This is a genomic window from Rhizobium leucaenae USDA 9039, assembly GCF_000426285.1.
GTDB classification, from domain to species: Bacteria; Pseudomonadota; Alphaproteobacteria; order Rhizobiales; family Rhizobiaceae; genus Rhizobium; species Rhizobium leucaenae.
Genome location: NZ_AUFB01000004.1, coordinates 280,113 through 293,379 on the forward strand (window position 1 = coordinate 280,113; position 13,267 = coordinate 293,379).

General features: G+C 61.2%; 11 protein-coding genes. 6 read left to right on the plus strand and 5 right to left on the minus strand.

Annotated features, from left to right (window positions below; genetic code table 11):
- Window positions 1–143: 143 nt before the first annotated feature.
- A complete protein-coding gene (locus K290_RS0108405; protein WP_028751500.1) occupies window positions 144–1,289 on the minus strand; it encodes a Gfo/Idh/MocA family protein in 1,146 nt (381 codons plus the stop codon).
- Between the two features lie 178 nt (window positions 1,290–1,467).
- On the minus strand, window positions 1,468–2,163 hold the full coding sequence (locus K290_RS0108410; RefSeq protein ID WP_028751501.1) for a TetR/AcrR family transcriptional regulator: 696 nt from the start codon (window positions 2,161–2,163) through the stop codon (window positions 1,468–1,470).
- A 180-nt stretch (window positions 2,164–2,343) separates the two neighbouring features.
- On the opposite strand from K290_RS0108410, the gene K290_RS0108415 reads away from it, so the two are divergent.
- The 6 genes from K290_RS0108415 (at window position 2,344) to K290_RS0108440 (ending at window position 8,777) form a co-directional block, all read left to right on the plus strand.
- The gene (locus tag K290_RS0108415) at window positions 2,344–3,627 is read left to right on the plus strand and encodes an ABC transporter substrate-binding protein (protein WP_028751502.1); all 1,284 of its coding nucleotides are present in this window, start codon (window positions 2,344–2,346) and stop codon (window positions 3,625–3,627) included.
- Between the two features lie 61 nt (window positions 3,628–3,688).
- Window positions 3,689–4,600: a carbohydrate ABC transporter permease gene (locus K290_RS0108420; protein WP_210311460.1), complete on the plus strand. Its 912-nt coding sequence runs from the start codon at window positions 3,689–3,691 to the stop codon at window positions 4,598–4,600.
- Window positions 4,593–5,477, plus strand: coding sequence for a carbohydrate ABC transporter permease (locus K290_RS0108425; RefSeq protein WP_028751504.1), 885 nt, complete (start codon window positions 4,593–4,595; stop codon window positions 5,475–5,477). Before K290_RS0108420 ends, K290_RS0108425 begins: the two co-directional genes overlap by 8 nt.
- Before the next feature lie 72 nt (window positions 5,478–5,549).
- Window positions 5,550–6,575 carry a Gfo/Idh/MocA family protein gene (locus K290_RS0108430; RefSeq protein WP_028751505.1) on the plus strand — a complete coding sequence of 342 codons (1,026 nt, stop codon included), beginning with the start codon at window positions 5,550–5,552 and terminating at the stop codon, window positions 6,573–6,575.
- A 7-nt stretch (window positions 6,576–6,582) separates the two neighbouring features.
- Window positions 6,583–7,653, plus strand: coding sequence for a Gfo/Idh/MocA family protein (locus K290_RS0108435; protein ID WP_028751506.1), 1,071 nt, complete (start codon window positions 6,583–6,585; stop codon window positions 7,651–7,653).
- 44 nt (window positions 7,654–7,697) lie between these two features.
- Complete coding sequence (locus tag K290_RS0108440; RefSeq protein ID WP_028751507.1) at window positions 7,698–8,777, plus strand: ABC transporter ATP-binding protein; 1,080 nt, start codon at window positions 7,698–7,700, stop codon at window positions 8,775–8,777.
- A gap of 73 nt (window positions 8,778–8,850) precedes the next feature.
- Here the strand turns inward: K290_RS0108440 and K290_RS0108445 are convergent, their stop codons facing one another.
- The 3 genes from K290_RS0108445 to K290_RS0108455 form a co-directional block, all read right to left on the minus strand.
- Entirely contained in the window at window positions 8,851–11,322 is a 2,472-nt protein-coding gene (locus K290_RS0108445) for a glycoside hydrolase family 2 protein (protein WP_028751508.1), read from the minus strand.
- A 67-nt stretch (window positions 11,323–11,389) separates the two neighbouring features.
- Window positions 11,390–12,349 (minus strand): DUF1839 family protein, encoded by a 960-nt coding sequence (locus tag K290_RS0108450; RefSeq protein ID WP_172831056.1) that lies wholly within the window; start codon window positions 12,347–12,349, stop codon window positions 11,390–11,392.
- 8 nt (window positions 12,350–12,357) lie between these two features.
- On the minus strand, window positions 12,358–13,266 hold the full coding sequence (locus tag K290_RS0108455) for an amino acid--[acyl-carrier-protein] ligase (RefSeq protein WP_028751510.1): 909 nt from the start codon (window positions 13,264–13,266) through the stop codon (window positions 12,358–12,360).
- Window position 13,267: the final 1 nt, after the last annotated feature.

Below are 13,267 nucleotides of genomic sequence, written 5' to 3' on the forward strand. Positions count from 1 at the left end.
ACGAAAGATGCGGGCCGTTGCTTTGCGCGGTCGTTCCCTCTCCCCGCACAAGCGGGGAGAGGGCTAGGGTGAGGGGCCAGGCACAGGGATACGGCATCGAAGAACTGTCCTGACCATCCTAATGACCAAGCAACCACCATCCCTCAAATCTCCAGCGGCTCGACATCCAGCCAGCGGCGCTCGGCCCAGCTCTTCAGGCCGAGGGATGCAAGCTGGACGCCCTTGGCGCCTTCGGTCAGCGTGTAGCGCCAGGGCGCATCTTCGAGCACATGGCGCAGGAACATTTCCCACTGGATCTTGAAACCGTTGTCGTAGACCTGATTGTCCGGCACCTCGTCCCAGGTGTCGTAAAAGTCGATCGTCTGCGGCTGGTCGGGATTCCAGACCGGTTTCGGCGTGTTGACCCGATGCTGCGTCCAACAACGGGTGAGACCTGCCACCGCCGAGCCATGCGTGCCATCCACCTGGAAGGTCACGAGATCGTCGCGGCGGACACGCACGGCCCAGGAGGAATTGATATGGGCGACGATGCCGCCCTCCAGCTCGAAGGTGGCATAAGCTGCGTCGTCGGCATCGGCGACATAGCGCCGGCCCGCTTCGTCCACGCGTTCGGGAATATGGGTGGCGCCGAGGCAACTGATCGCCTTTACCGGCCCGAAAAGATTGTCGAGCACATAGCGCCAGTGGCAGAGCATATCGAGGATGATGCCGCCACCATCTTTTTTGCGGTAATTCCAGGATGGCCGCTGCGCCGTCTGCCAGTCGCCTTCGAACACCCAATAGCCGAATTCGCCACGCACGGAGAGGATCTTGCCGAAGAAACCGCTGTCGCGCAGCATGGCGATCTTGCGAAGGCCCGGCAGAAACAGCTTGTCCTGCACGACGCCGTTCTTCAGGCCCGATGCCTTGGCCTTGCGGGCCAGCTCTATCGCCGTGTCGAGGTCGTCGGAGATCGGCTTTTCGCAATAGACATGCTTGCCTGCATCGAGCGCCTTCGAAATCAGCTCGGCGCGCATCTGCGTGGTCGCTGCATCGAAGAAGATCGTATCATTGGGGTCGGCGAGTGCGCCGTCGAGATCGGTGGTCCAGCGCTCGATGCGGTATTTGCGCGCGAGCTCCTCCAGCCGCGCCGCATTGCGGCCGACGAGGACCGGATCGGGCATGACACGTTCGCCATTCGACAGCAGCACGCCGCCTTCGGCGCGAAGCGCCACGATCGAGCGGATGAGATGCTGGTTCAGGCCCATGCGTCCGGTGACGCCGTGCATGATGATACCGACGCGCTTCATGATCCCTCCTTGATATTTTGACCCGACCCTCTCCAGAGTCAGGAATAGCAAAGGTTTGGCTGGCCAGCCAATGTAACTATATAGTTACACGATCGCGCGATATCTCCGGACTTGTCAATCGCCCTTTCGAAAATTTCTCGTGATCGCCGGAGCCACCGCATGCCCAAAGCGGAACGCATTAAGCCCTGATCGAGGCCAAGGTCACCGAAACGATGTGCTCGCCCCAGGCTTTCAGCGCTTCCGGTGCAGTCAGATTGCGGGCAAAAATCGTCGACAGCGTATGACGATTGGACAGATAGAAGAAGCCGAGCGCCGCAATGGTGAGGTAAACCGACACCGGGTCGATGGCCCGCCGGAAAATACCGGCTGCTTCACCTCGTCGCAGTACGTCGGCCAGCTCGCCAATGAAATGCGAATGCATCGCCGAAATCTTGTCGGAACGTTTTAGATAGCGCGCTTCATGCAGGTTTTCGGTGACCAGCAGGCTTAAAAATTTGGGATGTTCGAGAAAGTAATGCCAGGTGAAGAGCGCGAGTTCGCGCATTCCTTCCTCGGGACCACGGCGCGCAAGGTCGAGATTTTTCTCCGCATTGCGGATCGCCGCATAGGTCGCCTCCAGCACGGCGACATAGAGGCCCTCCTTGTCGCCGAAATAGTGATAGAGCATGCGCTTGTTGGTCTGCGCCCTCGCCGCAATCGCATCAACCCGAGCCCCGCCGAAACCGTGGGCGGCGAATTCCTCCGTCGCCGCTTCCAGGATCATGGCATGGGTGCGTTGCGGATTGCGCGGCACCTTTTTCGGCCTCGTTTCCGCATTGTCGTAAGTGCCCGCTTTCGCTGATTTTTCAGCTCCTTGCGTTCCCCTGACCACCATGGACATTCCTCCTTACCGATCTATCTCTTTCGCAACGGACGCCTCCAGCCTCAGCGCGGATCGTTTGATTGTGACACGATTGGCGCTTGACAGCGGTCGCGTTTCTATCCAACTTGTAACCAAATAGTTATATCACGCAAGCAGTTCGTAAATCACCGGTTAACTGGGGAGGAGACCAGGATGACGTTGACGATCGATCGCCGGCAGTTGCTTGCCGGCATGGCAGCCACGCTAGCTTTCAGCGGTATCGGACTCTCACGCGCCAATGCGGCAACCGCGATGCGCCTTCTTTGGTGGGGATCGAAGGAGCGAAGCGACCGTACGTTTGCGGCAGTAAAGGCCTATCAAGCCAAGAACCCGGATGTCACCATCGCCGGCGAATCCTTCGGCTGGGATAGCTACTGGACGCGTCTCGCCACGCAGACTGGCGGCGGCAACGCGCCCGACCTCATTCAGATGGATTATCGCTACATCTTCGAATATGCCCGCCGCGGCGCGCTGCTCGATATGACGCCCTATCTCGGCAAAAGCCTGGCGATCGAGGATTTCGGGGCTCCCAATATCAATTCCGGCAAGGTCGACGGCAAGATTTACGGCGTCAATCTCGGGGTCAATTCCTCCATGGTCGTCGTCAATGTGGCAGCCTGGCAGGAAGCCGGCGTCGAACCGCCGCATGACGGCATGACCTGGGAGCAGCTCGGAGAGGCCTGCGCCAAGGTCACCGCCGCCAAGAAACGCCGCGGCTTCTACGGCACCGCAGATCAGAGCGGCGGAGAGCCCGACTTCGAATGCTGGCTGCGCCAGCGCGGCAAGGCGCTCTATACGAGCGACGGCAAGCTCGGCTTCGAAGCCAAGGATGCCGCCGAATGGTTTTCCTTCTGGGGCCACCTGCGCGAAATCGGCGCCTGCGTGCCGGCCGACGTGCAGGCGCTCTACAAGCAGACCCTCGAGACCGACATGCTGGTGACCAAGAAGGCGGCCGTCAGCTACGCCTTTTCCAACCAGTTCGTCGCCATTCAGGGCCTCGTCAAGGAAAAGATCGACCTGATCGCCTATCCCAGCGACCCCGGCAGCAAGCCCGGCCAGTATCTGAAACCCTCGATGCTGATGTCGGTTTCGGCAACCTCGGCAAACAAGGACGCCGCCGTCGCCTTCGTCAATTATCTCGTGGAGGATCCGGAAGGCGCAAAGATACTCGGCGTCGAGCGCGGCGTTCCCGCCTCCCCGAAGATCCGCGATCTGCTGACGCCGGATCTCGATGCGACAAGCAAACAGGTCGTCGATTATATCGGCCGGCTGACGCCGCATGTCGGAGCTCTGCCGCCGTCTCCACCGAACGGCGCCGGCGAGAATGCATTCCTGCTGAAGACGATCGCCGAGGAAGTGGCTTTCGGCAAAACCAGCGCACAGGACGCTGGCACGAAGTTCACCGAACAGGCAGCAGCAAACATTACGCGAGGCTGATACCGTGGGTACAAACAGCAAGAGCGTTGCCGGTGGCTTGGCCGTCGGCGAGCGCGCGCCGTTGCGCGTGAAAACCTCCTACAAAGCGCCGAGCGCATTCGCGCGCAACGCACCCGGCTATCTCTTCCTTTTGCCGTGGTTCATCGGCTTCTTCGGACTGACCCTCGGGCCGGCGATCGCCTCGCTCTATCTGTCCTTCACCGACTACAATCTGCTGCAGTCTCCGAACCTGGTCGGCATCAACAACTATGTGCGGATCGCGACGGCAGACGATAAATTCCTGTCATCGATGAAGGTGACGCTGTTCTATGTCGTCTGTTCCGTGCCGCTGAAGCTCGCCTTCGCACTTCTGGTGGCGCTGCTGCTCAACCGCGGTATCAAGGGCCTGCCGGTCTATCGCGCCATCTTCTATCTGCCCTCGCTGCTCGGCTCCAGCGTGGCAATTGCGGTGCTGTGGCGGCAGATCTTCGATGCCGACGGCATCGTCAACACCCTGCTCTGGTACGCCTTCGGCATCAACGGGCCGAGCTGGATCTCCAATCCGGACTATTCCCTCTATACCCTCATCATCCTGGCGATCTGGCAGTTCGGCTCGCCGATGATCATCTTCCTTGCCGGCCTCCGGCAGATCCCGACCGATCTCTATGAGGCGGCCAGCCTGGACGGCGCATCGAAGGCGCGGATTTTCTTCAAGATCACCCTGCCGCTCTTAACGCCGGTCATCTTCTTCAACGCCGTGGTGCAGACCATCGACGCCTTCAAGGCCTTCACGCCGGCCTATGTCATCTCTTCCGGCACCGGCGGTCCGATCGACTCCACGCTCTTCTATACTCTCTACCTCTACCAGGAAGCCTTCGGCTATTTCCGCATGGGCTATGCCGCGGCCCTTGCCTGGGTCCTGGTGATCATCATCGCGATCTTCACTGCCTTCTCCTTCCTCTCCGCTCGTTATTGGGTCCACTACGATGACTGACGCGAAGCTCACCCACTTTCCCGACGATCTGAACCCGCCGCGCGAACGCCCGTGGTTCCTGTCCGTCCTCATCCATATCGCTTTGGTCGGCGCGTCGATCGTGATGCTCTACCCGCTGCTCTGGATGCTGTCCGGTTCGGTCAAGGATCAGAACGAGATCTTCGGTACGGCCTCGCTGATCCCGTCGCACTTCGACTTCAGCGCCTATGCCCGCGGCTGGTTCGGCGGACAGGTCACCTTCGGCTCTTTTGTCTGGAATTCCGTCGTCATCGCCGTCCTTTCCGTGATCGGCAATGTCATCTCCTGCTCGCTGGCGGCCTATGCCTTCGCGCGGTTGAATTTCTGGGGCAAGAATTTCTGGTTCGCGCTGATGCTCGGCACGCTGATGCTGCCCTATCATGTGACGCTGATCCCGCAATATATCCTGTTCCTGAAGCTCGGCTGGGTGAAAACCATACTGCCGCTGGTCGTGCCGAAATTCCTGGCGGTCGATGCCTTCTTCATCTTCCTGATGGTGCAGTTCTTCCGCGGCATCCCCCGCGAACTCGACGAGGCGGCGATGATGGACGGCTGCAGTGCGTGGCGCATATATTGGCGCATCATGCTGCCGCTGTCGCTGCCGGTGCTCGCAACCGCCGCCATCTTCTCCTTCATCTGGACCTGGGACGATTTCTTCGGCCCGCTGATCTACCTCTCCGATATCAACACCTACACGGTGCAGCTCGGCCTGCGCTCCTTCGTGGACTCGACCGGAAGCTCCGACTGGAGCAGCCTGTTCGCCATGTCGAGCATCTCGCTGATCCCCGTCTTCCTGATCTTCCTGTTCTTCCAGAGGCTGCTGATCGACGGCATCGCCACGGCCGGCCTCAAACGCTGACACGAACCATACGGTCCCGAACGCCCAAGGTTGGGGCCGTAACCAAAGAAACTCACTGAAAGGAAATGTCGCATGAGCGCGCTGCGCTTTGCCGCCATCGGCCTCAACCACGATCATATCTACGGCCAGGTCAACGTCATGCTGCGGGCCGGCGCCGAACTCGTCGCCTTCCACGCCGTCGAGGACGCCCTCGCCACCATCTTCGCTGGACGTTTCCCACAGGCAAAACGCGTCGCCGACAAACGCGAAATCCTGGAGGACCGCTCGATCGATCTAATCGTCAGCGCCGCAATCTCCGACGAGCGGTCGAACCTCGCCATCGAGGCCATGCGGCATGGTAAGGACGTGATGCTCGACAAGCCCGGCATGGTGACTCTGGATCAACTCGCTGAAGTGCGCAGGGTACAAGCCGAGACCAAGCGCATCGTCTCCATCCTCTATTCCGAACATTTCGAGACGGCGTCGACCGTGAAGGCCGGCGAGCTGGTGAAGGCGGGCGCCATCGGCAAGGTCATCCACACGACAGGCCTTGGCCCGCATCGGCTGCGCAAGCCTACTCGCCCGGACTGGTTCTTCGACCGCAAGCGCTATGGCGGCATCATCACCGACATCGCTTCGCATCAATGCGAGCAGTTTCTGTTCTTTGCGGACTCGCTGGAGGCCGAGATACTGTCGGCGACGGTTTCCAACCGCGCCAATCCCGAAACGCCCGGTCTGCAGGACTACGGCGATGTTCACCTGCGCACGCCCGACGTCACCGGCTATGTCCGCGTCGACTGGTTCACACCCGATGGCCTTTCCACCTGGGGCGACGGCCGGCTCTTCATCGTCGGCACCGAAGGCACGATCGAGCTGCGCAAATATATCGACGTCGCCGGCCGGCCCGGCACCGATCATCTCTTCCTCACCGACCGCAAGGGCATGCAGCATATCGATTGCACCGAAGTCGAGCTGCCTTACGGCCGGCAACTGGCCGCCGATATCAGGGACCGCACCGAAACTGCGATGGGCCAGGACCATTGCTTCAAGGCCATGGAGCTGGCGCTGAAGGCGCAGGCTCTGGCCGAGGTAACATCGCTCAACAGCATTCAGAGGTAACCTCGACATGTCCGACGTAAAGAAAGTCGCGATCATCGGCCTCGGCATCGGCCGCTCGCACATCGTCGAAGGCTATCTGCCGCATCCGGATCGCTTCGAGGTCGCCGTTCTCTGCGATCTCAACGAGGAACGCCTGCACGCCGTGGCTGATGAATTCGGCATCGGCAGGCGCCTCAAGGATTTCGTCGAGGTCCTCAACATGCCCGATATCGACATCATCGATATCTGCACGCCTCCGGGCTCGCATTTCCAGCTCATCATGCAGGCGCTTGCCGCCGGCAAACATGTGGTCTGCGAAAAGCCTCTGGTCGGCTCGCTCGCCGATGTCGATGCCGTCATCGCTGCCGAGAAGACGGCGAAGGGCCGGCTGATGCCGATCTTCCAGTATCGCTACGGCGACGGCATCCAGAAGGCCAAGCGCATCATCGAGGCCGGCATCGCCGGTAAGCCCTATGTCGCCACCTCCGAGACGCATTGGGTGCGCGGTGCCGACTATTATGCAGTTCCCTGGCGCGGCAAGTGGGATACCGAACTCGGCGGCGTGCTGATGACGCACTCCATCCATCTGCACGATATGCTGACCTATCTGATGGGGCCGATCGCCGGCCTCTTCGGCCGCGTCGCCACCCGCGTCAACGATATCGAAGTGGAAGATTGCGCCAGCGCCAGCCTGCTGATGGAAAACGGCGCACTTGCCACCATCAGCGCCACGCTTGGTTCACAGGAACAGATCAGCCGCCTGCGCCTCGCCTTCGAAAACGTCTTGATCGAAAGCAACCACGAGCCCTACAGCCCCGGCCAGGACCCTTGGAAGATCGTCCCCGCCAATGACGAGATCGGCGCAAAGATCGATGCGCTGCTCGCCGACTGGTCGCCGATTCCGAACCGCTTCAACACGCAGATGAAGCTGTTCCACGAGGCACTGGTGTCGAGCGGACCGCTGCCGGTGACGACGGCCGATGCCCGCCAGGCGCTGGAGCTGGTCACCGCATTCTATGAATCATCGGAAACGCGCACCGAAGTCCGCTTTCCAGTCGGCCCCGAAAGCACGAAATACAAGAGCTGGAGGCCCGCATGACGACAGCCGTGCGAGCCATCAGGACGAACAAGGAGGAAGCGCCCATGGCGACAAGCGTCTCGCTGCAGAAGGTTATCAAGCGCTATGGCGAGCTTGAGGTCGTCCACGGCATCGACCTGGAAATCGAACCCGGTGAATTCGCCGTTTTCGTCGGTCCATCCGGCTGCGGCAAGTCCACGCTCTTGCGCATGATCGCCGGCCTGGAGCCGATTTCCGGCGGCGCGCTCTATCTCGATGGCAGCCGTATGAACGATGTCCCGGCCTCCAAACGCGGCATCGCCATGGTGTTCCAGTCCTATGCGCTTTATCCGCACATGTCGGTCTACAAGAATCTCGCCTTCGGCCTGGAAACGGCTGGTATGAAGAAGCAGGAGATCCAGCCGCGCGTCGAAAAAGCGGCCGAGATCCTGCAGATCAAGCAGCTCCTGCAGCGCAAGCCGAAGCAGCTCTCCGGCGGTCAGCGCCAGCGCGTCGCCATCGGCCGCGCCATCGTGCGCGAGCCGAAAATCTTCCTCTTCGACGAACCACTGTCCAATCTCGACGCCGAGCTGCGCGTGCAGATGCGCGTCGAGATTGCCCGCCTGCATCAGCGGCTCGGCAATACCATGATCTACGTCACCCACGACCAGACGGAAGCTATGACCATGGCCGATAAGATCGTGGTGTTGAACGGCGGCAACATCGAACAGGTCGGCGCCCCGCTCGATCTCTACAACAAGCCGCGGAACAAATTCGTCGCCGGCTTCATCGGCTCGCCGAAGATGAACTTCCTGGACGCCAAGATCGTCGCCTCCGACGACGGCTCCGCGGTCATCGACATCGCCGGCCAGACGGTGCGCCTGCCGCGCCGGCTCGGCGGTCTCCAGCCCGGACAACCCGTCACCCTCGGGGCCCGCCCGGAACATCTGAACGTCGGCGACCGCGGCCTGGCGCTGGGCAGCGCCCGCGTCGATCTGGTCGAACATCTCGGCGGCCAGACGATCCTCTACGTCACCCTGTATGGCGGCCAGGCGCTGACGGTCGCGCTGGAAGATCAGCAGGCCATCCGCGCCGGCGAAACGGTCAGCATCCACATCGATCCCGAGCGCTGCCATCTGTTCGGACCGGATGGCGTGACGTTGTAGTTGGGGCTGGCAGCACGACCAGTTCTCTCGCCCCTGGCGGGCGAGATAGGCCGCTGCGCTTGCCATGCCTTGATCACACTTCGACTATCCTTCGGCCACCCAAGGTCCTGATCTGACCGGTCGGAACAGTCTCTACCGAAGTTCCAGCCCTCGGATAAAGCCTCAACCGCCGGGTCGCCCCGGGAGCGAGGTGGAACCAGTCATCCTCCGCCCGATACGCTTCGAAATCGATCTGTACGGATTGTGCCAACCGGTCGCTGCGTAGATCAAGGAACCAGTGATCGTCCTGCTGCGCGACAGAAGCGGTTATTTCGGCTTCGTGAAAAGCTTTCGTCCTGCCCAAAGGGAAATAGAAGGCTTCAGCGATCAGCGCCCCCGTGTCGCGCGCTGTGAGACGGGCCACTGTCACATCATGCGATGGCGGGCCGAAGCGGAACGCATAGGTCGTGTCGAAGAAGGCGCCGAAGAGATCGGTGCAAGCGATCTTGTGCTTGCTGCGGGCTTCGACGGACAATTCCCGCTTGCCGCTGACCACGGTCTGGCGACCGTCGCGCAGGCAGACCACATCGAGATCGAGGTCAAGGGCAACATCGCCCTCGTTGAGGACATGCACGTCGAGGCCATTGGTGCCCTCATCAGTGAGCAAAACCTGCACCGGCCGAAAGGCGCGGCGGAGCGCGTACCATATGGGCTTCGGCTCGCCAGTGGAATCGATCACACCCCAGCCGGGGCCGGGCAACAGATCCTGCAGCGTCCAGACGAGGGCGCCATTGCATCGGGAGCCCTGCCGTCGCCATTCGGCGTAGGTTTCCTCCGCGACTTCGCCGGTAACGGCGCACGACAGATCGAGATAGAGATCCGGATCTTCGCGCCGTAAGCGGCTTGGCTCGAAGCCGTAGAGTTCGCTCAAATAGTGGTCGCGTACATCTTCGAAATCCCAGGACGCACCGCGGTCGCGCGGCACGCGCTCTTTCCATAGCGGGCTATGGACTGCCGGAACCGGCAGATGCTGCGCCAAGGTCCGGGCCTGCGGCACATGCGCGAAAGCCAGGCTTTCCGCCGCAAAGCGGACATTAGCGCGCCGCGCATCGGCGAGCGGCCGCATATAGGCGCCGACCCCGTAGTAATGCGTCACCCCCGCATTCGGGGAAAACGGCATGGCGCCGCCCGAGGGAGAATTGACGACATAGGGAACATCGGGCCGCAGCGATTTTACGACAGCCGGAATGATTTCCTCCACGATCGGGCTTGCCCAGAAGCGCTCGGGCAGGCCCATCATTGCCGCCTGCTGGTGGATCTCGCTGCCGCCACAAAGCACGGCGAGCGAGGGTGACAGGCGAGTCGCGAAGAGAAGCTGCGCTGCCTCCGCCTCGACACGGGCATTGAAAGCCTTATCGTTCTTCGGATAGTCGAAATTTGCGAACATGAAATCCTGCCAGACCAGCAGACCGAGTTCGTCGCAGAGCCGGAAGAATTCCGGCGTCTCATAGGCCATGGTGCCGCCGATGCGGACCATGTTCATGCCCGCCTCCGCTGCCAGCCGCAGCCAGGGCTCGTAATCTTCACGGCCGCCGGGCAAGCGGGCAATATCCGCCGTCGTCCAGACGGCACCGCGGCAGAAGATGCGCTCGCCATTGACCACAAGTGCGAAATCCTGCTCGTCCGCGCCGCGATCGACCGCCAGCCGCCGGAAGCCGGTGCGTCCGATCGGATGCTCGACGCCATCGACGATCAGCGCGACGTCATGGAGATAAGGCGTTCCGTGGGTCTGCGGCCACCATGGCGTCACGCCCGGGATTTTCAGGAATGCGGTGCAGTGGCCGCTATTGTCTTTCTCGAACGGCTGTTCTGCATCGCCACAACGAAGCACGATTTCACCGACCTGCCCCTCGATAACGAGCGAGGCATAAAGCCGGCCCTCACCATCCTCGAGCAGGTCCGGACGCAGCGAGAGGTCGCGAATGACCGGGCTATGCGGACGCAACAGCGAGATCGGCCGCCACGGACCGACGGCCTGGATTTCCGGGCACCAGCCGGGCATGTGGCCGAGCAGGGTCGTGCGCACCAGGCGCAGTCCCTGCGGCGTGATCATCTGCGGTCGCCAACGGGCTCTGGGGCCAGCTTCGGCAAGGCGCGGCTCCAGCGCGCGGAAGCAGAGCGCCAGCTCATCGCCGCCCAGCAGGTGGACGGCAAGTTCGTGCGATTCGAACATGCTTTCGGAGACGAGAATTTTTCTGCCATTCAGGAAGACGTCGCAGAGCGTTGCCAACCCATCGAGCCGCAGAACCGCATTGCCGGGGTCGGCATCGACCAATCGGCAGAGATACCAGGCGTCCTTATCGTTCAGCGGATGGGGATGCTCACGATCGAAAAGCCCGGCCTTCTCCAACGCCCCGGCCACCGTGCCCGGTACCGACGCCGGGATGAACCCGGCCGACAGCGGCACATCCGAAGGCAAGGCGCAAGCGCCCGCATCCGTCAAAACGAGATTCCACCCTTCGCTCAGCAGCGTCTCGCCGCCAAAGCTTGCCAAACGCCCGTGCATTGGATCTCCTGGCTCAAGACATGATCCCAAAAAAGTGCAAAGCAGCTTTGGATAAGATCATGCGCAACTACAGCTTTTGTTCAAGCAGCCCCATCATCGAATCCCACGCATCCGCGGCCGGATCAAGGGCGGTTTTCAACGGCTCGAATTTCTTGCGTGTTACGGCACGGGCAAGCTGGAACTGCACCGATTTCGCCACTTCCGAAATTCGCCGGGCCTCGCCGGCGGTTTCCGAAAATTCTCCCGATAGCCAGTCGAGATGACTGCCCGCCAGCTCGAAATTGGCGCCAAGCTGGCGCAGCGTGTTGAAGGCATATTTGTGAAAAAAGCCAAAGGGCCGCTCGGCCACCGCTTCCACCTGCGCCGGAAAAACCGCTGCGAAGGCACGGATGGGATTGGCCACAGGTCGGCGGCGGAAATGGAAGGCCAGAAGTTGCCTGGAGGTCTCTCGAATGGCAGCTTCGCCCGGCACATTCTCGGGGAACTTCGCGAACTCCGTATAGGGCAGGAAAGGCAGATCCTCTTCGCCCAGGTGCAGTTGGAACAGCCCGTCGAAATCCTCGCCCGACAGCCGGAAGAAACCGCTATTATGGAAATAATCGAGCTCGCGGCCCGCCATATTAAGCCTGTTGATGGCGACGGTCGTCTTGCCGTGTTCGCGGCGATAGCCGACACCCTGGGTGTCCGGCATGTAGAAGGAATCCATCTCGACAAGGCAGAGCCGGCCACGGCCGATCTGCCCAGCGATGTGGTGCTGGATCTTGTCGTAGATTGCGAGTTCGGTGCAGCGGATGCCGTAGAGCGCTTCCAGATCATCGAGCGGCACCTTGAAGAAGGTGAACTGATCGCCCTCGAAATCCTGCGTCACCGTGAAGCCAAGCATGGCTTCCGGCGGCAGCTTCAGGGTTGAAAGCACCTCGATCCAGAGATCGATATAGCAATTGGTTTCCGTCCACATGCGCTCGCTGTCGTGCAGCGCATGCGGCTTATAGGCGGTGGGATCGAGTCCCGCGAAGACGGAGGCCATGGAGACGATCAGCCCCACAACGCCCTGCGCACGCTTTCGGGCCATTCCTTGGTATCAAGACCATGGTGATGGAACAGCGCCAGCGCAATGCGCTCCAGACCGAAGCCGACGCAGGCCGTATGCGCGACACTGCCGTCCTCGAAATTCAGACCCCATTTCGCGCCGAACGCGTCCTGGTGATAGTTGAAGCTCATGCAAGCGGTCGGATTGGCCGGCGAGGTGATCGGGATCAGCAGCTCGAACTTCAGGTTCTGGTCGCGCTGATTGTTGGCAAGCATCTTGCCGGCCCGGCCGAAGAACGGGTCGTTGGCGACATCGATGGTCACTTCAAGGCCGACGGCCTTCATCATCTCGATACCGCGATCCATCCAGCTTTGGCGGAAATCGGTCACATGCTTGTCGGTGCCCATGCAGACATATTCGCGCATGCGGAATAGCTGCTGGCGGGTCGGATCCTTGGAGGGCTCGTGGCGGAAGCAATAGGACTGCAGGTCGAAGAGCGCGCCGCTCTCCGGCAGGTGGCCGCGCTTGGCGACGGTCGGATAAAGCGGGTAGCAGGCCGCCGGCGTCAGCACGATATCGGTCGCTTCCTGATCCTTCGTCCAATCCTCGCCGACTTCCATGCACTTCAAGAGGCTCATGTGATCGAGCTCGTTGCCGCAGAAGCTGTGCACCGTGCCGGCAAGCTGCGGGAAGCTCTTCATGTAGCCGCTCTTTTCGAAGAAGGCGCGGTTCATACCGGGCGGAAAGCGGATGGCTTCGGCACCATCGGCGCCGCCAAACTTGTCGATCAAGCGCTCGAAGGCGGAAATGACGTCTTCGAACTGGCCGCTGCGGCCATAAAGGCCGTCAACGCCGGTGTCGATCAGAAGACCGGATTCAAAAAGGCGGTCGAGAAACGAGGTCTGCATATCCATG

Coding starts and splice junctions, on each gene's coding strand:
- K290_RS0108405 (WP_028751500.1), bottom strand. CDS start 1,289: ATGAAGCGCGTCGGTATCATCATGCACGGCGTCACCGGACGCATGGGC.
- K290_RS0108410 (WP_028751501.1), bottom strand. CDS start 2,163: ATGGTGGTCAGGGGAACGCAAGGAGCTGAAAAATCAGCGAAAGCGGGC.
- K290_RS0108415 (WP_028751502.1), top strand. CDS start 2,344: ATGACGTTGACGATCGATCGCCGGCAGTTGCTTGCCGGCATGGCAGCC.
- K290_RS0108425 (WP_028751504.1), top strand. CDS start 4,593: ATGACTGACGCGAAGCTCACCCACTTTCCCGACGATCTGAACCCGCCG.
- K290_RS0108430 (WP_028751505.1), top strand. CDS start 5,550: ATGAGCGCGCTGCGCTTTGCCGCCATCGGCCTCAACCACGATCATATC.
- K290_RS0108435 (WP_028751506.1), top strand. CDS start 6,583: ATGTCCGACGTAAAGAAAGTCGCGATCATCGGCCTCGGCATCGGCCGC.
- K290_RS0108440 (WP_028751507.1), top strand. CDS start 7,698: ATGGCGACAAGCGTCTCGCTGCAGAAGGTTATCAAGCGCTATGGCGAG.
- K290_RS0108445 (WP_028751508.1), bottom strand. CDS start 11,322: ATGCACGGGCGTTTGGCAAGCTTTGGCGGCGAGACGCTGCTGAGCGAA.
- K290_RS0108450 (WP_172831056.1), bottom strand. CDS start 12,349: ATGGCCTCCGTCTTCGCGGGACTCGATCCCACCGCCTATAAGCCGCAT.
- K290_RS0108455 (WP_028751510.1), bottom strand. CDS start 13,266: ATGGATATGCAGACCTCGTTTCTCGACCGCCTTTTTGAATCCGGTCTT.